This is a genomic window from Lactobacillus acidophilus (genome assembly GCF_034298135.1).
Taxonomy (GTDB): domain Bacteria; phylum Bacillota; class Bacilli; order Lactobacillales; family Lactobacillaceae; genus Lactobacillus; species Lactobacillus acidophilus.
The window spans coordinates 1,792,596-1,814,681 of record NZ_CP139575.1 but is presented as its reverse complement, the minus strand read 5'-3'; the positions used below and the strand labels follow the sequence as shown (position 1 = coordinate 1,814,681).

At 36.2% G+C, this 22,086-nt stretch carries 18 protein-coding genes; 9 read left to right on the top strand and 9 right to left on the bottom strand.

Annotation, left to right across the window (positions count from 1 at the left end; all coding sequences use genetic code 11):
* Positions 1-24: 24 nt before the first annotated feature.
* The 9 genes from SO785_RS08755 to rpmH all read right to left on the bottom strand — a co-directional run bounded on the left by SO785_RS08755 (position 25) and on the right by rpmH (position 11,439).
* Positions 25-1,128 carry a hypothetical protein gene (locus tag SO785_RS08755; protein ID WP_011254635.1) on the bottom strand — a complete coding sequence of 368 codons (1,104 nt, stop codon included), beginning with the start codon at positions 1,126-1,128 and terminating at the stop codon, positions 25-27.
* Positions 1,129-1,155: 27 nt separating this feature from the next.
* The gene (locus SO785_RS08750) at positions 1,156-2,715 is read right to left on the bottom strand and encodes a ClC family H(+)/Cl(-) exchange transporter (RefSeq protein ID WP_003549425.1); all 1,560 of its coding nucleotides are present in this window, start codon (positions 2,713-2,715) and stop codon (positions 1,156-1,158) included.
* 94 nt (positions 2,716-2,809) lie between these two features.
* Positions 2,810-4,213 carry an NADP-dependent phosphogluconate dehydrogenase gene (gene gndA / locus SO785_RS08745; RefSeq protein WP_011254636.1) on the bottom strand — a complete coding sequence of 468 codons (1,404 nt, stop codon included), beginning with the start codon at positions 4,211-4,213 and terminating at the stop codon, positions 2,810-2,812.
* Positions 4,214-4,429: 216 nt separating this feature from the next.
* Complete coding sequence (gene spxB / locus SO785_RS08740; RefSeq protein WP_011254637.1) at positions 4,430-6,235, bottom strand: pyruvate oxidase; 1,806 nt, start codon at positions 6,233-6,235, stop codon at positions 4,430-4,432.
* A gap of 358 nt (positions 6,236-6,593) precedes the next feature.
* A complete protein-coding gene (gene mnmG / locus SO785_RS08735) occupies positions 6,594-8,492 on the bottom strand; it encodes a tRNA uridine-5-carboxymethylaminomethyl(34) synthesis enzyme MnmG (RefSeq protein ID WP_003549419.1) in 1,899 nt (632 codons plus the stop codon).
* 12 nt (positions 8,493-8,504) lie between these two features.
* Entirely contained in the window at positions 8,505-9,890 is a 1,386-nt protein-coding gene (mnmE, locus tag SO785_RS08730) for a tRNA uridine-5-carboxymethylaminomethyl(34) synthesis GTPase MnmE (protein ID WP_003549418.1), read from the bottom strand.
* 111 nt (positions 9,891-10,001) lie between these two features.
* Positions 10,002-10,877 carry a YidC/Oxa1 family membrane protein insertase gene (locus SO785_RS08725; RefSeq protein WP_011254638.1) on the bottom strand — a complete coding sequence of 292 codons (876 nt, stop codon included), beginning with the start codon at positions 10,875-10,877 and terminating at the stop codon, positions 10,002-10,004.
* Position 10,878: 1 nt separating this feature from the next.
* Positions 10,879-11,247 carry a ribonuclease P protein component gene (gene rnpA, locus SO785_RS08720; RefSeq protein ID WP_003549413.1) on the bottom strand — a complete coding sequence of 123 codons (369 nt, stop codon included), beginning with the start codon at positions 11,245-11,247 and terminating at the stop codon, positions 10,879-10,881.
* A gap of 51 nt (positions 11,248-11,298) precedes the next feature.
* Complete coding sequence (gene rpmH / locus SO785_RS08715; RefSeq protein ID WP_003549412.1) at positions 11,299-11,439, bottom strand: 50S ribosomal protein L34; 141 nt, start codon at positions 11,437-11,439, stop codon at positions 11,299-11,301.
* A 476-nt stretch (positions 11,440-11,915) separates the two neighbouring features.
* Between rpmH and dnaA the strand changes: the two genes are divergently transcribed.
* From dnaA to rpsR, 9 genes are all read left to right on the top strand, one after another.
* On the top strand, positions 11,916-13,283 hold the full coding sequence (gene dnaA / locus SO785_RS08710; protein ID WP_011253999.1) for a chromosomal replication initiator protein DnaA: 1,368 nt from the start codon (positions 11,916-11,918) through the stop codon (positions 13,281-13,283).
* Positions 13,284-13,460: 177 nt separating this feature from the next.
* Positions 13,461-14,591, top strand: a complete 1,131-nt coding sequence (dnaN, locus tag SO785_RS08705; protein WP_003549381.1) for a DNA polymerase III subunit beta — start codon at positions 13,461-13,463, stop codon at positions 14,589-14,591.
* Between the two features lie 224 nt (positions 14,592-14,815).
* Positions 14,816-15,040 carry a S4 domain-containing protein YaaA gene (gene yaaA, locus SO785_RS08700; protein WP_003549379.1) on the top strand — a complete coding sequence of 75 codons (225 nt, stop codon included), beginning with the start codon at positions 14,816-14,818 and terminating at the stop codon, positions 15,038-15,040.
* The gene (recF, locus tag SO785_RS08695) at positions 15,040-16,167 is read left to right on the top strand and encodes a DNA replication/repair protein RecF (protein ID WP_003549377.1); all 1,128 of its coding nucleotides are present in this window, start codon (positions 15,040-15,042) and stop codon (positions 16,165-16,167) included. The genes yaaA and recF overlap by 1 nt, the downstream gene beginning before the upstream one ends.
* Positions 16,168-18,132, top strand: coding sequence for a DNA topoisomerase (ATP-hydrolyzing) subunit B (gene gyrB, locus SO785_RS08690; RefSeq protein WP_021873993.1), 1,965 nt, complete (start codon positions 16,168-16,170; stop codon positions 18,130-18,132).
* A gap of 10 nt (positions 18,133-18,142) precedes the next feature.
* On the top strand, positions 18,143-20,617 hold the full coding sequence (gene gyrA / locus SO785_RS08685) for a DNA gyrase subunit A (protein WP_003549372.1): 2,475 nt from the start codon (positions 18,143-18,145) through the stop codon (positions 20,615-20,617).
* A gap of 200 nt (positions 20,618-20,817) precedes the next feature.
* The gene (rpsF, locus tag SO785_RS08680; RefSeq protein ID WP_003549370.1) at positions 20,818-21,114 is read left to right on the top strand and encodes a 30S ribosomal protein S6; all 297 of its coding nucleotides are present in this window, start codon (positions 20,818-20,820) and stop codon (positions 21,112-21,114) included.
* A gap of 45 nt (positions 21,115-21,159) precedes the next feature.
* Positions 21,160-21,678, top strand: coding sequence for a single-stranded DNA-binding protein (gene ssb, locus SO785_RS08675; protein ID WP_011254001.1), 519 nt, complete (start codon positions 21,160-21,162; stop codon positions 21,676-21,678).
* 28 nt (positions 21,679-21,706) lie between these two features.
* On the top strand, positions 21,707-21,943 hold the full coding sequence (gene rpsR / locus SO785_RS08670; RefSeq protein WP_003549366.1) for a 30S ribosomal protein S18: 237 nt from the start codon (positions 21,707-21,709) through the stop codon (positions 21,941-21,943).
* Positions 21,944-22,086 lie beyond the last annotated feature (143 nt).

Sequence of the window (22,086 nt, the reverse complement as noted above, 5' to 3'; positions counted from 1 at the left end):
ATTCTTGAATATCTGACAAATTATTTAACCGTCATATTCGATAAAACGTTGCATTTTAATCATATCGCTACCAGCGAGATCAACGCTAATTAAATCATCATACTCATGATCACTTATATCGCCTAAATTATATTCGGTCAAAATTCTCAAATCAAAGCTTTCAGTATTACGATCAACCACTAAGCCTAATCGATCTGGATAATGATAGATTGAATCACAAATTTTAATTACTCGATCATGTGGCCACTCCTCAATTATTTCAGCTGGAGATTTGATTTCTCCACTTAAATTAATTGAGTGTTCTAAATAATCTGGATCAAAGCTATTATTCTTTTTTTGCCATTTAATTAAGTAATTAAAATAATTTAGTCGATCGGACTCTTCAGTTATATGTGAGATATGTTTTCGTGAAATAACGGCAATCGATTCTACTTGTCCAAGTTCATTCAAACTCTCAAGAATCAAGTTTTCTTCATCGTATTTAAGAATCTTACCAATAGCAAAATTACCAAATTGATCGTCGAACGTATAATTAAAATAAATTTCTACTAATTCTAACTTATTGTTGTAATTTCCCTTACGTTTTAAATATTGTAAAAAAAGATAATTATCAATACTATTTGCATCAAGACATACAATATCTTTAAGCGGAATAACGGTTGGATATTGATCTAACATATTACCATTACGTTCTAAAATTCTCACTTCATTTTTATCCAGTTGAGTAATTACACCGGTATAGGTTGTACCATTATTTACTTCAACGGTAATAAACGGACGTGCATCCGTAATGTTAACCAAGAGATCATAAAGGTTAGTAAAATCCCAATTTAATACAGATTGATTTGATTGTTTCATGTGGAACGGATCTTTTATATTAGTAATTGCAAAATAATGAAGCATTGGCGTTTCATTCTCAATTTTGGCAATCTGATCTTCTTTAATAAAAACAATTCCACCCAGATTACCATCTTGATCCACGGACTCCAATGTTAGCCAACCATGCTTTTTCGCAATTATTTTTCCAATATAGTATGAACTGGCATCGATAAAAGTAATGCTTTCATCATCCCCAATATTATATTGTTCCTGGTCCGCATTAAGAGTGATCTGTACCAAATTATTCAAATATATCCCTCTCTTCTATTGTTTCGTTTATCCGTCAAGCTCAACTCCTTGTAGTTTCTTCATCTCGCTATAAACTCTACCACGTTGGCTTGAATCAAATTCTAAAATAAGCATGTCTCCACCCCGAATAATCGTCTTTCCGGTTGGAATGATCTCATCATTGTCACGACGGATTGTTCTAATTCTAGTATCTTCTGGCCATTTAATATCAGCCACCTTTTTGTCTACCAGCTTACTGCTTTCATACACCGGTAGAACCATTTGATCAGCCACCCCAGTATAATCAGTCTTATGATCACTATTTGTATCCATAGCAGCTGCTAAAAGGCCATAAATAGGCTTGCCACCTAAAAGCTCGTCTACAAGTAATGCAATAAACGCTACTACTGCTAATGGCATCAAATGAAGTAATGAGCCTACCATTTCGGTAATTAAAATAATTGCAGTAAACGGTGCTCTAATAATTGCGGCAAAATAGCCAGCCATGGAGAAAATAATCAAATTTACCACCAACTTTTGTGGTAGTAAACCAAGCTGCGCCATAAATAAACCATAAGTAGCACCAATTAAAGCACCCATTGTTAAAATTGGCAAGAAAATACCACTTGGTAAGCCAGAATCATAGGATACAATTGAAAATACAATTCGCAGTACATAATAAAATGTTAAAAGTCCAATTAATCCCCATCCGGTTTTAGTAATCATGTGCGGCAAACTTAAAATTAAACGATTACCTGGTCCAGTAATTAATGGCCAATAATATGCAATCGGAATTAATATTGCCAAGGGAATAATTCCATATAGCCATTTAGGTAAAAAGGTGATTTGGGCATATAATTTTTTTACTCCAAATAATCCCACTTTATAAAGATGTCCTAGCAAGCCTAATATGATACCTAAAATCAACAAATGCCAATACAAATTTATTGGAAACGAATGATTATATGGAATTGCTAGTGCATGATGAAGACCAAACAAATTCGATACAACAAAATTAGAAGCAATCGCACCAGCTAATGCATTCATCCAAACTATTGGAGAGAAATTATGAAAGACTTCTTCAAGTACAAACAAGGATCCACTAAGTGGAGCACCAAAGGCTGCAGATAAACCGCTTGAAGCTCCTGTAGCTAATAAAACACGTGAATTTAATTTATTCTGCTTAAAGCCTTGTCCTACACCTTGTCCAATTGATGAACCCAATTGAAGTGATGGCCCTTCTGGCCCTAAAAACAACCCAGTTCCAATAACTAAAATACCACCAATTAATTTTCTCCATAAAATTGGAAACCAGTGTAGTGATAATTTTCCTTGTAACTGTAATTTAACTTCTGGAATACCAGATCCACCAACATGTGGATATTGTTTAACAAAGTAGCCGGCGATTACCGCTATCATAATAAATCCAACAATTATAGCAATAAACCAGACTGGATTTTGATGTGCTAGTTCAAATAAATGAAGCCAAAAATCCGATGTTTTTTCAATACCAAATCTAAATATTCCCACTACTATACCGGTACAAATCCCCACAATTATGGCCTGTAAAAGTAGCCTTATATTTGTTTTATTTCCTTCATCCTTCATGCGTTTCTCTCCTCAAAAAATATGTCGTTTTTATTGTACAACAAAAAGCCAGCTAGAATTAATCTAACTGACTTTCTTAGTTTCACATGAAACCTTATTTTTCTTCATACCATTCAGTATGATATACACCTTCACGATCATTTCTTTGGTAAGTATGAGCACCGAAGTAGTCACGTTGACCTTGGATCATGTTAGCTGGCAATTTTGGATTAAAAATTGATTCTAAGTAGTTGAGTGCTGCACTTAAAGTTGGAGTTGGAACGCCTGCCTTAGTAGCAAATTCAACTGATTTTCTTAATGCTGGAAGATTGTCTTCCATTAGCTTTCTAAAGTAGCCATCTTCAAATAAGTTGGTGAGTTCTTTGCCATCTGCGTAAGCATCTTCAATATCCTTAAGCATTGCAGAACGAATAATACAACCTGCTTCCCAACCTTGAGCAATTGACTTATATCTAAGATCCCAATCATAAGCTTTAGCAGCCATAGTTAATTCTTGGAAACCTTGAGCATATGCAACAGCTTGTGCTAATTGCAAAGTTTTACCAAATTCATCAACTAAATCGTCAGGAATTTCACCATCATATTTAAATTCAGTTGGCTTAATACCACTCTTAAGTGCCAAATGAGTTTGCTTACTCATGAAACGTGCCATAACTGCTTCAGCAATAACAGTGACTGGTGCACCAAGAGCTACACCATCTTCAAGAGTCCAGTTACCAGTACCCTTATATGAAGCAACGTTTAAAATGTGATCAATTATATGATCTGGAGTAAGATCATCTTCTTGCTTCAAAACCTTTGAAGTGATTTCACTTAAATATGCTTCTACTACGCTGTGATTCCACTTATCAAAGATTTCTGACATTTCACCATTACTCTTATGAGCAACATCACGAAGCAAGCTGTAAACTTCTGAAAATTCTTGCATGATGGCATATTCAATACCATTGTGGACCATCTTTACATAGTGACCTGCACCTTCAGGGCCCATGTAGCTTACACATGGCTTACCATCTTTATTTTTAGCAGCAATAGCTTCAAGAATTGGAGCAACTTCTTTATATGCTTCTTCATCCCCACCTGGCATCAGTGCTGGGCCATTTAAGGCACCTTCTTCTCCACCAGAAACACCCATACCGATGAAATGAATACCATGTTTTTCCATTTCATGGTAACGACGATTAGTATCGTGATAGTTTGAATTACCACCATCGATAACAATATCGCCTTTATCCAAAAGAGGGAGTAATTTATGTAAAGTTTGATCAACTGGATCACCAGCCATAATTTGGATCAAAATTTTACGTGGCTTTTCAAGTGAGTTAACAAATTCTTCCAATGTATAACAAGGCTTTAATTTGTCATCTTCATATTTTGCCAAGGCATCAACTTCAGGTTTATCAATTGAATAACCTGAAACTGAAAAACCATGATTTCTAACGTTTAAAGCAAGATTCTTGCCCATAACGGACAAACCGATAACGCCGAATTGTTGCATATCTTTAACGTCCTCCATTTAATCAAAATTCATCAATTATTATTATACGTTTTAGTATAGAAAAAAGCGAAATGAAAAGTTTTAATTTTCGGCATAGTTAATAACTATTTTGTTATTACCCACGAGTGTTTCACAAACATTTTCCCAGGAAATATTTTCAGACAATAAAAAAATCGGGACATATTGTCTCGATTTTTTATTATTATCTAAACTTAATTAGTGTTGAGATGCACCTGAAACTGTATCAGGAGTTGTATCTTCTACTGGCTCTCCTTCATGTTGAGATGCACCCGTTGCGGCATCAGCTTCCAAGCCATACTTTTCTGCAAAGTAACTAAACGGCTTCAAATCTTCAGCTTCATATTTCTTAACAAATGCTGGATCATCAAGTGAATTCAATTCAGTTGAATATGGCATCTTGTGAGTGTACTTAATATCGATAAGCATTGGACCATCCATTTGCTTGAATTCATCTACTGCTTTTTCAAATTCTTCTTTAGTACGTACAACAACGCCCTTAACGTTCATACCTTCTGCCACTTTTGCCCAATTATTATCAGGAATAATAACGCCTGACAAAGGCTGGTGAGATTCATCAACTTGCTCAGCCTCGATATAACCTAAAGTTTCGTTAGTAAATACCACATTTAAAACATGCATATTGTAACGTGACATAGTCAAAAGCTCTTGATTCATCATGGCAAAGCCGCCATCACCGGCTAAGTTCCAAACTTCACGGTCTGGATATACTGTAGCAGCCATAAGAGCAGCTGGGGCACCATAACCCATAGTTGCGTGAAGACCAGAAGTAGTCCACTTTTGATCATCATGTAAATTCAAAAGACGACATGAATCAACATTTACATTACCTACATCAATTGCAAAAATCGCATTGTCATCAGCTTTCTTGTTGATAACATCCCATATAGGTTCTGGACGAACTGGCATTTCATCAGAATTCTTAAAGCTATCTTCCCATGCATCCCAGTTCTCGCGGTCTGCAATAGCTGCTTTATAAAGTGGTGATTCGCTTCTTTCTTCCCCTTCTTCAATAAGAGCACGAAGAGCTTTCTTAGAATCCGCAAGCATTGAAACATCAGTTGAATGACGCTTACCAAATTTACCTGGGTCAACATCGATTTGGATAACCTTAGCATCCTTAGGGAACCACAAGCCTGAAAATGGTGAGTTATTACCTACCCAAACAACCAGGTCAGTTGCTGTTTGAACTTCTTGTGCTGCCTTAGGGCCAATACGACCAATAGTACCAATGTAAGCTGGGAACTTATCTTCAACCACGCCTTTACCTAGGTATGATGACATAATAGGAGTTTTGAATTTTTCCGCAAATTCCTTAACTTCTTCACCAGCATCTTTAGCACCTGCGCCGATGTACATAGTAGGATTCTTTGCTTCCTTTAAAAGCTTTACAGCCTCTTCGACTGAAGTTTCAGTTGGAGCTGGATAGTTAGGCTTTGGTTGTGCCTTCTTACTTACACGGAAGTTATCTTCAATCTTTTGCCATCCGTAATCCTTAGGAATGATCAAAACTGCTGGACCCTTTCTTGCATATGCTTGGCGAATAGCTTCATCAGTCAATACAGGAATAAGTTCTGGTGTCTTTGCTGAAGCACACCATACACTTGCATCCAAGAACCATTTATCTTCGTCAAATGCTTGGAAAAAGTCAATATCTTGTTTGCTAGTAGGTACATTAGCAACGATAGCAAGCATTGGTGTTTTATCATATTTTGCATCATATAAGCCATTAAATAAGTGAGCAGCACCAGGACCTGCTGAGCCGAAACATACACCCAGTTTACCAGTTACTTTGTATTCCGAAGAAGCAGCAAGTGCACCTGCTTCTTCGTGGCGGACCTCGATAAATTTCATTTTATCTCTAAAGTCATAAATAGCATTCATGCTTGAATCAAAAGATCCACCTGGAAAACCATAAATATGATCTATTCCCCAGTCGTAAATAACTTTAAGCATTGCGTCAGAACCATTAATTTTAGTCATATAAAGTACATCTCCTTAACTTCAATTCTCTTATAATGTATTATAAACACATTTTTCACATTTTCAAAACGCTATCTTTATTGTTATCATGCTAATGAAACCGCTTTTTCAAAAATAATCATTTCACAAAGTTATATAAATTATTACTTATTAAAAGCTAGATGTCAGCGTTCTCCATTGTGATCTTATGAACATTATTATACTAAAATCACACATTTATATATATTAATTGGCTTATTTATAGAAAAAAGTTAATAAAAACTTTTTTAATTATTTTTCAAATTATTTCCCGTACAATACTTAGTTATTTTTTCGAGCATGTAAAAAGCACAGATTGTTCAATCTGTGCTTCTACTTTTTATTTATTTACTCTAGAGTAGCGACCATTTTGAATATAAACACTCAAAATTGCTAAGTCCGCTGGATTAACACCCGAAATACGTTCAGCTTGTGCTAAAGTTTCAGGACGAATTTTTTCAAACTTTTGACGTGCTTCTGTAGCCAAGCCTTCAATCATATTGTAGTCGATATCTGCAGGAATCTTTTTAGCTTCTTGACGCTTTAAGCGAGCAATACGAGTTTCTTCTTTCTTAATATAACCTGCATATTTGATGCCAATTTCAACTTGTTCCTTAACGTAACGGTCACCATCAATTTTTTGACCAGTAAGCCGTTCAATATCGTTAATAGTTACATGTGGACGACGAAGAAAGACATCTGCCTTAACACCGGCTTTCATTGGTTCTTGACCAATACTCTTCAAGAAATCTTGTACTTCGTCTGTAACATGAACAGTAATTTCGTGCAATCTTGCTTGAGTATCCTTAATAGCTTGCTTTTTTTCTTCAAACGCTTGATAGCGATCATCAGAAATCAAACCAAGCTTATGACCATATTCAGTTAAACGTAAATCGGCATTATCATGACGTAAAATTAAACGATACTCAGCACGACTAGTAAGCAAACGATATGGTTCATTAGTACCTTTTGTTACCAAATCATCAATTAAAACGCCAATATAAGCATCATTTCTACCTAAAGTAAAACCTGACTTACCTTGTGCTGACAAAGCAGCATTAATTCCTGCAATTAAACCTTGACCTGCAGCTTCTTCATATCCAGAAGTACCATTCATCTGGCCAGCAGTAAATAAGTGCTTAACATTCTTAGTTTCCAAGGTATGCTTCAATTGCCATGGTTCCACAACATCGTATTCAATTGCATATCCAGGACGCATCATTTCTGCATGTTCAAGACCAGCAACTGAATGAACCATCTTAAGTTGTACTTCTTCTGGCATAGAAGTAGAGAAGTCTCCCACATAAACTTCCTTAGTTGTTTTACCTTCTGGTTCAAGGAAAATTTGGTGTCGATCTTTATCAGCAAATCTTACAACTTTATCTTCAATTGAAGGACAATAACGTGGACCTACTCCTTTAATTACTCCAGTGAACATAGGTGCACGATCTAAATTGTCTCTAATCACTTCATGAGTTACAGGATTAGTATATGTCATCCAACATGAAATTTGATTTTGTAGATAATTTTCATCTTTACTCTCATAAGAGAAATGACGTGGAACTTTATCCCCAGGTTCCTCTTCAGTCTTAGAATAATCAATTGTATTACCATTAACACGTGGAGGGGTACCAGTTTTAAAACGACGAAGCTTAAAACCTAATTTTTCCAAGTTTTCTGACAACTTAATTGATGGAGTAGTGTTATTGGGACCTGATGAATACATAAGTTCACCGATGATAATTTTTCCTCTAGCAGCAGTACCGGTAGTTAAAACAACACTTTTAGCATGATACTTTGCACCAGTATTAGTAATAACTCCCTTGCAGACGCCATCTTCAACTACCAATTCATCTACAATTGCCTGACGCAAAGTCAAATTAGGAGTATTTTCAATAGTATCCTTCATGTATTCATGATACTGCCACTTATCAGCTTGAGCACGAAGAGCACGTACAGCAGGTCCCTTACCAGTATTTAGCATTCTCATCTGAATGTAAGTAGCATCGATATTTTTACCCATTTGTCCACCTAAAGCGTCGATTTCTCTTACAACAGTACCTTTTGCAGGACCACCAACTGATGGATTACATGGCATAAAAGCAACCATATCAAGTCCAATAGTTACCAATAGTGTCTTTTGACCCATATGTGCACTTGCAAGAGCAGCTTCACATCCAGCATGACCAGCTCCCACAACAATTACATCATATTCGTTTGAATCATATGTCTTAATCATTATTCCCCTATCCTACTTTCCTAAACAGAATTGACTAAATAATTGTGTTATTAACTCATCCGGTGCACTTTCACCCGTAATTTCTCCTAATGTATCCCACGCGCCAGTGAAATCAATCTGAGCGATATCCACAGGTATTCCATCATCCACAGCTTGAATAACATCTTCCAATTCACTTTTTGCCTTGTGCAAAAGTGAAGTTTGTCGTTGATTAGTAACCATTACTTGATCATTAGAATTTTCAATCCCTGCAAAGAATAACTTATTAATTAATTCTTCAAGTTCATCCATATTATCTTCTTTCAAAATTGAAGTGGAAATAACTTCGCTACCTGTTAATTTTTTCATTTGTTCAACAGTTATTTTTTGACCTAAGTCGGACTTGTTCAAAATAATAATTCGTTTTTTGGAATCGGTTTCATTAATCAGTGACTTATCCTCAGCTGTTAATTCTTTACTTGCATCTATCAACAAGAGAACAAGATCAGCTCTTTCTAGAGCTTTCTTAGATCTTTCCACACCAATCTTTTCAACTTTATCATCGGTATGGTGAATACCTGCCGTATCAATTAATTCCAGTGGTACTCCTTTTACAGATACATATTCTTCTAGTGTATCTCGAGTTGTACCTGCCACATCAGTTACGATTGCTTTATCACTTTGTGTCAAATAGTTTAATAATGATGATTTTCCTACATTAGGCTGACCTACAATAGCTGTTGCTAAGCCATTGCGTAAAATTTTTCCCTCTTGAGCTGTCTTTAATAAGCGATCTATTTTTTCAATTACTGATTTAGCTGTATCAGCCATTTGATTGGCAGTAACTGTATCTGCATCATATTCTGGATAATCAATGTTAACTTCAACATTAGCAAGCGTATCTAAGATTTCTTGACGCATTGTGCGTATCTTGTGCAAAAGTCCACCTTCAAGCTGGCTTACTGCAACTTGACGTGCTTTATCAGTCTTAGCGCGAACAATGTCCATTACACTTTCTGCTTGAGTTAAGTCAATTCTTCCATTAACAAATGCTCTTTTAGTAAATTCGCCTGGATCGGCCATTCGTGCACCATGTTTCAAAAGAAGCTGCAAAATATGGTTAGTAACCACAATACCACCATGACAGTTGATTTCCACAATATCTTCACAGGTAAAAGTCTTAGGCGCGCGCAATACTGTTACCATTGATTCATCAATAGTTTTTCCAGTATCAGGATCAATAATATGACCGTAATGAATCGTATGTGTTGGCACTTGGGCCAAATCCGCACCCTTAAAAACTTCATTAGCAATTTTAATCGCGTCTTCACCGGACATTCGAACAATGGAGATTCCACCCTCACCAATAGGAGTCGAAATTGCTGCAATTGTATCAAATTCTGTTAAAACCTGAGCCATAATTTTTCCCTTTTCTCAATAAAAAAAGTGCATTATTCCACCACGAATAAGCATGATGGATAAAGCACTTTGACTACTTTATCTAAAAATCATTTTTAGATTGATATTCTTTTATTTATTTTTGCGTCCTAAACGCTTGTAAGTTTTTCTAAGCTTACGTTTGCGTTCACGCTCAGCCTCGTTTTTAGCCTCTTGCTCTTTTCTATATTTAATAGGATTTTGCAAGATAAATGTCTGAACTGCTTGGAACAAGTTAGAAATAACCCAGTACAATGTAATGGCTGATTGGAAGTTCAGGGCCATTACACCCACCATGATAGACATTCCGTACATCATCACTTTAGTCATACCATTTTGTGACGACTTAGGTGTTGATAACTGACTAATATATGTTGACAAGAAAGTAAAGACCATAGCCAAAATTGGCATTATGTAATATGGATCCGGCTTACTTAAGTCCATCCATAAAAAGCGTCCAGTTTGTAACTGTGGTGTACGTAAAATAGCACCATACAAAGCATACATAACAGGTAACTGAATTATAACAGGTAAACATCCTGTATATGGATTTACACCTGCTTCTTTGTAAAGCTTATTAGTTTCTTGTTGTAATAATGTCCTTGATTCAGTGTCACGTCCTGGATATTTCTTACGCAATTCATTTATTTGTGGTTGAATACTTTGCATCTTTGTTGTGCTTCGAATCGAAATAGCATTCAAAGGTAACAAGATGACACGGACAATAATGGTAAAGACAATGATAGCCCATCCGTAACTATTGCCCATTAACTTAGCTAACCACAAAATGAAAGCTGACATATAGTAGACAATCCAGCGGTCCCACCAGTTACCACTTGTATGTGATACTGGAGTCACTTGACCGTTTGCCCCCTGCGATGCACACCCAGTCAATACAACTGCAAGTGTAATTACGGCAAGGACAGCAAGAAGACGTTTGACATTTCTCTTAGTCAGAATGTCCTTCAATCTAATTTTCCTCAACTTCATCTGGCACTTCTTCAATAATATGAGCCAAAGCTAATGCATGTAGCAAGTTTTTGCGTACCTTGATCATATTAAAATCGCGAGCATAAGGTCGCGTAATGATTAAAAAATCAACATGTGGATTAATCCGCAATTTTTCTTCATCAATCACGGCCCGAATATAACGCTTGAGTCGATTACGTGCGACAGCGGTATGACCGACCTTCTTACCTACAGAGATTCCCACCCGAAAGTGTTTATTCTCTGTCTTTTCTACTGTATAGATGACAAAGGCACGGTTAGCGACGGAGTCGCCTGATTCGAAAACTTGCTGGAAATCTTTTTCAGATTTTACTCGATAAGACTTTCTCAAAACGTTTCATTCCACTCTAGTAGACTAAAAAAACCACTGGGATTCAGTGGTTTAAGCAGATAAGACTTTTCTACCCTTTGCACGGCGTCTTGCTAAAACCTTACGGCCATTTGATGTGCTCATACGCTTCATAAAACCGTGAACACGTGAACGGTGACGCTTCTTAGGTTGGTAAGTTCTTTTAGTTGTCATTTAAACTGCACCTCCATAAATATCTGTGCTAACTGCACAATTTCTTATTAAGGATAGCACGAATAGCAATAAAAACCAAGTATTTATTATAAAAAAAGACTATGTATACTGGATTATATTTTTCACTTACATCAAAATTTTGTGTGGATAAAATCTAAGTCATTTTTTCCACAAGTAAAAATCCACAAATTAATTCCCATCATTTTCCACAACTCACACCATGTTAAAAACTTAATTCACACCATGTGGATAACGCCTATAGATTTCATATTGGTTTACTGCTACAATAACATTTGCAATTCACAACATGCTTGTGCATAATTGATATGTCATTTTGTACTCATGTCAAAATGTGTATATCTCATCACAAATTATCCACGCCTTGTTGAAACTGTTTATTATTTTTTCGCTTGTGGAAAACTTTCTAATATCATGTTAAACTAAATATGCTTTTTACAAATGGGGGAATATTAACTTTGTTCAATTTTGAAAAATTTTGGCAACATTTTAACGATGAAATGCGTGCTCGTTTTAATGAGGTTGCCTATAATGCATGGTTTAAAAATACTAAGCCTATCTCGTACAACCAAAAAACGCATGAATTAAAAATTCAAGTTCAAAATCCAGTTGCAAAAGGTTATTGGGAAAAAAATCTTTCTTCGCAACTAATTCAATCTGCATATGGTTATGCTGGTGTTGAACTTCTACCTGTCTTTCAAATCTCCGAAGACAGTGATACACCTGAAAGAATAGTAACGCCTGAACCTCAACATAATTTGCAAACCACACCAACGCGTGCACCACAAAGAGAGTTTGCTAAAGATTTAAAGTTAAACGAAAAATATACTTTTGATAATTTTGTTCAAGGTGAAGGAAATAAATTAGCTGCTGGTGCTGCTTTAGCTGTAGCGGATAGTCCTGGTAGTTTTTATAATCCACTATTTATTTTTGGTGGTGTAGGTCTTGGGAAAACCCACTTGATGCAGGCAATTGGTCATCAGATGTTAGTTGAAAGGCCTAATGCTAAAGTGGTCTACATTCAAAGTGAGACTTTTGTCAATGATTTTATTAATTCAATCAAAAATAAAACTCAAGATAAGTTTCGCGAAAAATATAGAACGTGTGACTTGCTTTTAGTAGATGACATTCAATTTTTTGCAAAAAAAGAAGGAATTCAAGAAGAATTCTTCCATACTTTTGAAACTTTATATAATGATCAAAAGCAAATAGTCATGACCAGTGACCGATTACCAACTGAAATTCCAGATTTATCAGAGAGATTAGTTTCTCGTTTTACCTGGGGGCTTCAAGTTGAGATTACGCCACCAGATCTCGAAACAAGGATTGCAATCTTACGCAGAAAAGCGGAAGCTGAAGGATTGACTATTGACGATGACACGCTTGATTACATAGCTTCTCAAGTAGATACCAATATCCGCGAACTCGAAGGTGCTTTGGTAAAAGTGCAAGCCTACGCGACTATTGAAAAAGCTGATATTGATATCAATTTAGCCCGTGAAGCATTAGTAGATCTTAAATTAGTCCAAAAAAATAGGGGATTACAGATTCCTAAAATTCAAGAAGTTGTCGCAAATTATTTCCAAACTTCAACTGCCGAATTAAAAGGGAAAAAACGTGTACGTCAAATTGTGATTCCACGCCAAATTGCTATGTACCTTTCACGCGAATTAACAGATGCAAGTCTACCAAAGATAGGACAAGAATTCGGTGGAAAAGATCACACTACTGTGATGCATGCCTATGATAAAATCGATAAGCAAATGAAAACTGATGCTGATATAAAAACTGCCGTATTCGATTTAAAGCAAATGCTTGAACATTAATCACATTTTTATCCCCTGTGAATAACTACACAGAGTTTTACACATGTTTTTAACCGCAACATTTCCGTTATTTCAAGCTTTTCATGAGTTTTCAACAGAAATCACAGGCCCTACTACTACTAATTAAATATATAATTAATATAATTAAAGAAGTCACACTATTTTAGGAGGACAAAAATGAAATTTACCATTAATCGCAATCTGTTTATAGAGAACTTGAACAATGTTATGCGTGCTATTTCCTCAAGAACTACTATTCCAATACTCAGTGGTATTAAGTTAGAGTTAACAAACGAAGAATTGATCTTAACAGGTAGTGATACAGATATTTCTATTGAAATAAAGATTCCTGTAAACGAAGATTTAAATGTTGAATCCACAGGTTCTATTGTTTTACCAGCTAGATTCTTTAGTGAAATTATTAAAAAATTACCTGGTAAAGACTTTTCTTTTGAAGTGAAGGAAAGTTTTCAAACTCAAATTATTTCTGAAAACAGTGAATTCACAATTAACGGTTTAGATGCAAATAATTATCCACGATTACCTGAAATTTCAGATTCTGCTTCATTTACAATTTCAGGTAAGACTTTCCGTGAAATTATTAATGAAACCCAATTTGCCACTTCTAATGATCAAACAAGAGCTATTTTGACGGGGGTCCGTTTCTTCTTTAAGCCAGATAGTATTAAAGCAGTTGCTACCGATTCACATCGTTTATCACAAAGAATTATTGCTTTAGAAAACGGACCTCAATCAGAAACTGATCTGATTATTCCTGGTAAGAGCTTACAAGAACTAGCAAGAATTATTGGTGAAACTGATCCAGAAGTAAAAGTCTGCCCAGGGGATAGCCAAGCCCTATTTGTTATTGGTAATCTTGCATTTTACTCACGTCTATTAGACGGTAATTATCCAGATACTGATCGTTTAATTCCAACTGAAAAAACTACCAGTATTGAATTTGACATTCCAGAGTTATCTAGCGCCCTTGAACGTGCGAGTTTATTAACTCATGCTGGAAGAAACAATGTCGTAACCTTAACTTTGGATACTGAAAAGCAAACTGCTAAGCTATCTGGTAAATCAGCTGAAATTGGTAATGTAGAAGAAGATGTCAGCTTTAGAAATCTCGAAGGAAATAACTTAGAAATTTCATTTAATCCAGATTATATGCGTGATGCGCTTAGAGCTTCAGTAACCGATTCTGTTATTATGAGTTTTACTAAGCCACTTCGTCCATTTATCATTAATCCAGACAAGAAAGATATTGAATTTGTTCAATTAATTACCCCAGTTAGAACTTATTAATCATTTTTATAATTTTTAACTTAATAAAACCACCCTTCATGGGTGGTTTTTATTTTGCATTTTCGCTTATACGCCGAAAAAAGACGTTCTTTTATTTTTTATAGGTATTAGTGTGTAATTAGTTTGATTTTTAAAAAAACGCTTAAAACGCGTTAAACAGCGTTTTAAGTTTGTTATTTAGCTTGAAAACTAATATAATTATATAGGTAAAAAGAGCATTGAGGGTGAGTATTATCAAGTATTTTACAATTGATGGCGAGTACATAACTTTAGGACAATTTCTTAAAGAAGAAAGCATTATTTCATCAGGTGGTCAGGCAAAGTTTTATCTCCAAGATAATCCTGTGACCTTAAATGGGGAATTGGAAAATCGAAGAGGAAAAAAACTGCACGTTGGTGATCACTTATTGGTTGATGGACAAGAATATGAATTTCGGCAGGAAGATTAATGTATCTTGATCATTTAACTGTTCAAAATTTTCGTAACTTAAAGAAACTTGACGTGGATTTCGATCCTAACGTCAATATTTTTATTGGTAAAAATGCACAAGGAAAAACTAATTTACTGGAAGCCATTTATTTTTTAGCATTAACGCGTTCACACAGAACAAGCAGTGATCGTGATTTAATTGGTTTTGATGGAGAATACACAAATTTAGCTGGACATGTGCAAAAGAGTCAAGTGACTTTAAATCTACGCGTTTTAATCACAAAAAAAGGAAAAAAGGTGTGGATAAATCGAATAGAACAGGCAAAATTATCGAAATATGTAGGACAGCTTAATGCCATTCTATTTTCTCCCGAAGATTTGGAGTTAATTAAAGGTGCACCGTCCTTACGTAGAAGATTTATGGATCAAGAATTTGGTCAAATAAATGCAGAATATTTATATTTTGCTAGTAAATATCGCCAAGTTTTAATTCAAAAAAATAATTATTTAAAACAGTTGGCTAAAGGAAAGGCGAAAGACCAAGTTTTTTTGGACGTTCTTTCTGATCAGTTAGCTGGGATTGCGGCAGAATTGATTTATCGTAGGTTTAAGTTTTTAACATACTTAAGTCATTATGCTAGTGATGCCTATACTCACATAAGTCTGGGCAGCGAAAAACTGTCGATTGCTTATCATCCATCCGTATCAGATATTACGGCCGATGATACTACTGAGGAAATTTATCAAAAGATTCTAAATAGTTTTAATCGGAATAAGGCTAGCGAGATTCGTAAGGGCACCACTACTTCCGGTCCGCATCGTGATGATATTGAATTTAAACTTGATGGAAAAAATGCCCATTTGTATGCTTCGCAAGGACAGCAACGCTCAATTGCTTTAAGCATAAAACTAGCAGAGATTCAATTGGTTCACCAACTAACAGATGAATATCCACTACTGCTTTTAGATGATGTTATGAGTGAATTGGATCATGGGCGGCAAAGTGCGTTACTCAATTATATTCACGGGAAAACACAAACTTTTATTACTACAACGGATTTAGAAGGAATTTCCTGGGACATAATAAAAAAGCCACGTGTATACCACATTCAATCAGGTACGATTAGTTTGGAGAAGGAGAATTAAATGGCTGATAATTCAAAAGAAAATCTTGATAAGATTAAAGAATATGAAAAAGAAGCCGACAAATACAACGCCAGTCAAATTCAAGTTTTAGGCGGCCTTGAAGCTGTTCGTAAGCGGCCAGGAATGTATATCGGTTCGACCAGTTCTCAAGGATTGCACCACTTAGTGTGGGAAGTCATTGATAACAGTATCGATGAACGTCTCGCTGGATTTGCCACTAAGATTGAAATTACTATCAATGAAGATGGCAGTGTGACTGTTCAAGATGATGGTCGTGGAATTCCTGTGGATATCCAAGAAAAGACTGGTCGTCCAGCTCTTGAAACTGTATTTACTGTGCTCCACGCTGGTGGTAAATTCGGCGGTGGCGGATATAAAGTTTCAGGTGGGTTGCACGGGGTTGGTGCATCGGTTGTTAACGCATTATCCACAAAGCTTGATGTTACTGTTATGCGTGATGGTAAAAAGTACTTTATTGATTTTGATCACGGTCGCGTTAAAGATGAAATGAAACAAGTTGGTACGGTGCCGCTTGATCAACATGGAACAATCGTTCACTTTTATCCAGATCCAGATATCTTTACCGAAACAACCACTTTTGATGACAAAATTTTAAAGAATAGAATACGTGAATTAGCTTTCTTAAACAAAGGCTTGGAGTTAACTTTTACAGATAAGCGTAAAGAAACTGCTGAAACTGATGTGTATAAATTTGAAGGCGGTATTAAAGAGTATGTAGCCTTTTTAAATGAAGGCCAAGAAGTATTATTTGATGAACCAATTTATGTTGAAAGTACTTATAACGGAATTGACGTTGAAGTGGCTTTGCAATATACAAATGGATACAAGACCACATTAATGACCTTTGCTAACAATATCCATACTTATGAAGGTGGGATGCACGAAGCTGGATTTAAGACAGCTTTAACACGTGTAGTTAATGATTATGCACACAAGGCTAAAATTCTTAAAGACAAGGATGACAATCTTTCAGGTGAAGATATCCGTGAAGGAATGACTGCTGTTGTTTCAGTAAAACACCCTAGTCCACAGTTTGAAGGTCAAACTAAGACTAAGTTAGGTAATTCAGATGCGAGAACTGCAGTTGATAAGTCATTTTCTGAAACCTTTAGTCGCTTCTTGATGGAAAATCCATCAATTGGGCGTAAGATTGTGGAAAAAGGTCAACTTGCTGAACGTGCTCGTAGTGCTGCTAAGCGTGCACGTGAAGTTACACGTAAGAAATCAGGTTTGGAAATTGCTAATTTGCCAGGAAAACTTGCTGACAATACAAGTAATGACCCAAGTATCTCAGAGTTATTCATAGTCGAAGGTAATTCAGCCGGTGGATCTGCTAAGCAAGGTAGATCTCGTTTGGCTCAAGCTATCTTACCGATTAGAGGTAAAATTTTGAATGTGGAAAAAGCTTCAATGGATCGAATTTTAGCTAACCAAGAAATTAGATCCTTATTTACGGCTTTAGGCACGGGATTTGGTGCAGACTTTGATGTTTCAAAAGCACGTTATCATAAGCTGATTATTATGACTGATGCCGATGTCGATGGTGCCCACATTAGAACACTTCTTTTGACGCTTTTCTACAATTACATGCGTCCAATGATTGATAAGGGATATGTTTACATTGCTCGTCCACCTCTGTATCAAGTGCGTCAAGGTAAGGTCATTAAATACCTTGATACTGACGAAGAATTACATGATTACTTAGGTAGTTTACAACCAAGTCCTAAGCCGGTAGTTCAACGTTACAAGGGGTTAGGTGAAATGGACCCAGAACAGCTTTGGGAAACTACAATGAATCCAGAAAATAGACGTTTAGATCGAGTAAGCCCTGAATATGCTAAGGATGCAGATGAAGTCTTTGAACTTCTCATGGGTAATGAAGTTGCACCAAGACGTGACTTTATCCAAAAGAACGCAAAATATGTTGAAAACTTGGATGCATAGGAGGTATTAGATGGACGAGAATCAAACTCAAGATCATAGAATTAGAAATGTCGATCTAACTGGCATGATGCGTAGTTCTTTCTTGGATTATGCGATGTCAGTTATTGTGGCTCGTGCGTTGCCTGACGTTCGTGATGGATTAAAGCCAGTACAGCGTCGTATTCTATACGGAATGAGCGAATTAGGTGTTACTCCAGATAAGCCTTACAAGAAGAGTGCCAGAATTGTTGGGGAAGTTATGGGTAAATTCCACCCACACGGTGACTCATCAATTTATTTAGCTATGGCTCACATGGCACAAGACTTTTCATATCGTTATATGTTAGTTGATGGACACGGTAACTTTGGTTCTGTCGATGGTGATGAACCAGCCGCAATGCGTTATACCGAAGCAAGAATGAGTAAAATTGCTGTTGAAATGCTTCGTGATATTAACAAAAACACAATTGACTGGCAAAGAAACTATGATGATACTGAAAGCGAACCAGTTGTTTTGCCAGCTAGAATCCCTAATTTGCTAGTTAATGGTGCAAATGGGATCGCTGTTGGTATGACTACTAATATCCCACCACATAACTTGAGTGAAGTAATTAGTGGACTTCATATGTTGATGAGGAATCCAGATGCTACAACTAAGGATTTGATGAAGGAAATACCAGGTCCAGATTTTCCTACTGGCGGAATTATCATGGGGCGTGGCGGAATTTATCGTGCCTATGAGAGTGGCAAGGGTAATATTGTAGTTCGTGCTAAGACTAATATTGAGACTGAAAAGAGCGGCCGTGAAAGAATTATCGTTAGTGAAATTCCATTCATGGTTAATAAAGCTGAATTAGTTAAGAAGATTGCAGATTTAGCACGTGAAAAGGTAATTGATGGAATTACTGGGGTTCGTGATGAATCAGATCAAACTGGTATGAGAATCACGATTGATATCCGCAGGGATGCAAGTGCAAGTGTTGTTTTAAATAATTTGTTTAAGCAAACACAAATGCAAGCTAACTTTGGTATGAACATGGTGGCTATTGTTGATGGTGCTCCACACTATTTAACTTTAAAGCAAATGCTTCAATACTACTTAGATCACCAAGAAGATGTTGTAACTCGTAGAACTAAATTCGAATTAGCTAAAGCTGAAGCAAGAGCGCATATCCTTGAAGGTTTGAGAATTGCTTTGGATAATATTGATGAAATTGTTCATATTATCCGTAGCAGCCATTCAAGTGATATTGCTAAGGCAACTTTGATTAGTCGCTTTGGTCTTGATGATAAACAATCACAAGCCATTTTGGACATGCGTTTAGTTCGATTAACTGGTTTGGAACGTGATAAAGTTGAAGCCGAGTACCAGGAATTACAAGCTAAAATAGCTGATTACAAAGATATCTTGGCCAAGCCTGAAAGAATCGATCAGATTATCTACGATGAACTTTTAGATATTCAAAAACGTTTTGGGGATGAACGTAGAACTGAAATTGGCGCAAGTGAAGTTGTTTCAATTGAAGATGAAGATTTGATTGAAAAGCAAAATATTCTTTTAACTGTAACGCATAACGGCTACATTAAGAGAATGCCAATTCAAGAATTTAAAACTCAAAATCGTGGTGGTAAAGGTATCAAAGGAATGGGTGTCCAAGATGGTGACTTTATTGAACACTTAATCTACTCAAGTACTCATGATATGCTTTTGTTCTTTACTAATGCAGGTAAAGTTTACTCAAAGAAGGCTTACGAAATTCCTGAATACGGTAGAATGGCTAAAGGGTTACCAATTGTAAACCTACTTCAACTTGAAAAGGGTGAAAAGGTTCAAGCCGTAGTTAATATTCCTGAAGGTGCAGACGATAATTACTTGTTCTTCGTTACTAAGATGGGAACGGTTAAGCGTACTCACGTCAGTGAATTTGCTAATATTAGAAATAGCGGATTAATTGCTCTTACTTTGCGTGATGGCGATGAATTAAGCAATGTTTTAACTACTGACGGCAATCAAAATATTTTAATCGGTACCCACTTAGGCTATGCAGTAACGTTTAATGAAAGCGACGTTCGTGCTATGGGTAGAACTGCTGCTGGTGTTCGTGGTATTAACCTTCGTCCAGAAGATTATGTTGTTGGCTCTGGTGTATTAGGTGCAAATGATCAAGTCTTGGTAATCTCTGAAAAAGGGTATGGTAAGAGGACACCTGCGTCAGAATATCCAGTTAAAGGCCGTGGTGGTAAGGGTATTAAGACAGCAAATATTACCGAAAAGAACGGCCCACTTGCTGGTGTAATCGTTCTTGATAGTGATGAAGATATCATGGTTATTACTACTGATGGTATTATGATTCGTTTCAAGACTGCCGATGTATCTCAAACTAGCCGCAGTACTATCGGTGTTCGTTTAATCAAAGTTAATGACGATAGCCGTGTAGCCAGCTTAACAATTGTTCCAACTGAAGCAGAACAGGATGAAATTGGTGACGAAGATTCTGAAAAATAATTAAAAAATAATTTTTAGAAAATTATCGAACGTTTTTGCGTAATAAATAATGAACAGTAAAAAACTGTTAGGATCACGTGAAAACTGTTTGGTAATTTTTTATTTATATGCTAGAATTAGAAATTGCGAGTAATATTTCAATTACTCCTTGTTCTTGATTTTAGCAAGAACCATATAGTCCAAGAGGAGGTGCAATAGTCATGGCAACTACAAAGTACGAAGTAACTTACATTATCAAGCCTGATATCGATGAAGATAACAAGAAGGCTCTCGTAGAAAACTACGACAAGGTTATCGCTGATAACGGTGGTACTATGGTAGAATCCAAAGACTGGGGCAAGCGTCGTTTCGCATATGAAATTGATAAGTATCGTGAAGGTACTTACCACATTATGACTTTCACTGCTGACAACGCTGACGCAGTTAACGAATTTAGCCGTTTGTCAAAGATCGACAACGCTATCTTGCGTTCAATGACCGTTAAGTTAGACAAGTAATTTTAATTTATTGTTTTCGTGATTTAGGAAAGGATGGACAAAGGTATGATTAATAGAGTTGTACTTGTTGGCCGATTAACACGTGATCCTGAATTGCGTACTACTGGAAGTGGAATTTCGGTAGCTACGTTTACTCTTGCTGTTGACCGTCAATTTACAAATAGTCAGGGTGAGAGAGGCGCAGACTTTATCAGCTGTGTAATCTGGAGAAAGGCTGCGGAAAACTTCTGTAACTTTACTTCAAAAGGTTCATTAGTTGGTATTGATGGCCGTATTCAAACCAGAAGCTATGACAATAAAGATGGGCAACGAGTATATGTAACTGAAGTTGTTGTTGATAACTTCTCATTACTTGAATCACGTAAGGATCGTGAAGCCCGCGGTCAAAGTGGTGGATATACACCAAATAATGGAAATATTAACAATCAACCTGCTAATAATTTCCAAAATAATGGTGGATCACAAAATAATCCACAGATTAATAACAATCAAAGTTCTTCACAAGATCCATTTGCTGGATCAGGTGATACTATTGATATTTCTGATGATGATCTTCCATTCTAAAAATAACTTTAAGAAAGGATTCTAGAACATGGCTCAACAAAGAAGAGGTGGCCGTCGTCGTCGTAAGGTTGACTACATTGCAGCTAACCACATCGATTACGTTGACTACAAAGATGTAGATCTGTTGAAACGTTTTATCTCAGAAAGAGGTAAGATTTTACCACGTCGTGTTACTGGCACTAGTGCTAAGAACCAACGTAAAGTAGCTAATGCAATTAAGAGAGCTCGTATCATGGGCTTATTGCCATTCGTTGCTGAAGATTAATAAGATCGAATAAAAAATAGAGGTCAGGGCTTTTCCCCTGACCTTTTTCTATGGTTAAATCCAGATATCGTAGTAGATATTTGGATTTTATTTTTTGGTTCTATACCTTTTTAATCCATGTACTTAATAAGGTATAATTGACC

What these genes read in the sequence shown, in the direction of transcription:
- dnaN (WP_003549381.1), top strand. Translation starts at nt 13,461, where the DNA reads ATGAAATTTACCATTAATCGCAATCTGTTTATAGAGAACTTGAACAAT.
- SO785_RS08750 (WP_003549425.1), bottom strand. Translation starts at nt 2,715, where the DNA reads ATGAAGGATGAAGGAAATAAAACAAATATAAGGCTACTTTTACAGGCC.
- gyrB (WP_021873993.1), top strand. Translation starts at nt 16,168, where the DNA reads ATGGCTGATAATTCAAAAGAAAATCTTGATAAGATTAAAGAATATGAA.
- mnmG (WP_003549419.1), bottom strand. Translation starts at nt 8,492, where the DNA reads ATGATTAAGACATATGATTCAAACGAATATGATGTAATTGTTGTGGGA.
- recF (WP_003549377.1), top strand. Translation starts at nt 15,040, where the DNA reads ATGTATCTTGATCATTTAACTGTTCAAAATTTTCGTAACTTAAAGAAA.
- rpsF (WP_003549370.1), top strand. Translation starts at nt 20,818, where the DNA reads ATGGCAACTACAAAGTACGAAGTAACTTACATTATCAAGCCTGATATC.
- rpsR (WP_003549366.1), top strand. Translation starts at nt 21,707, where the DNA reads ATGGCTCAACAAAGAAGAGGTGGCCGTCGTCGTCGTAAGGTTGACTAC.
- mnmE (WP_003549418.1), bottom strand. Translation starts at nt 9,890, where the DNA reads ATGGCTCAGGTTTTAACAGAATTTGATACAATTGCAGCAATTTCGACT.
- rpmH (WP_003549412.1), bottom strand. Translation starts at nt 11,439, where the DNA reads ATGACAACTAAAAGAACTTACCAACCTAAGAAGCGTCACCGTTCACGT.
- spxB (WP_011254637.1), bottom strand. Translation starts at nt 6,235, where the DNA reads ATGACTAAAATTAATGGTTCTGACGCAATGCTTAAAGTTATTTACGAC.
- ssb (WP_011254001.1), top strand. Translation starts at nt 21,160, where the DNA reads ATGATTAATAGAGTTGTACTTGTTGGCCGATTAACACGTGATCCTGAA.
- gndA (WP_011254636.1), bottom strand. Translation starts at nt 4,213, where the DNA reads ATGCAACAATTCGGCGTTATCGGTTTGTCCGTTATGGGCAAGAATCTT.
- gyrA (WP_003549372.1), top strand. Translation starts at nt 18,143, where the DNA reads ATGGACGAGAATCAAACTCAAGATCATAGAATTAGAAATGTCGATCTA.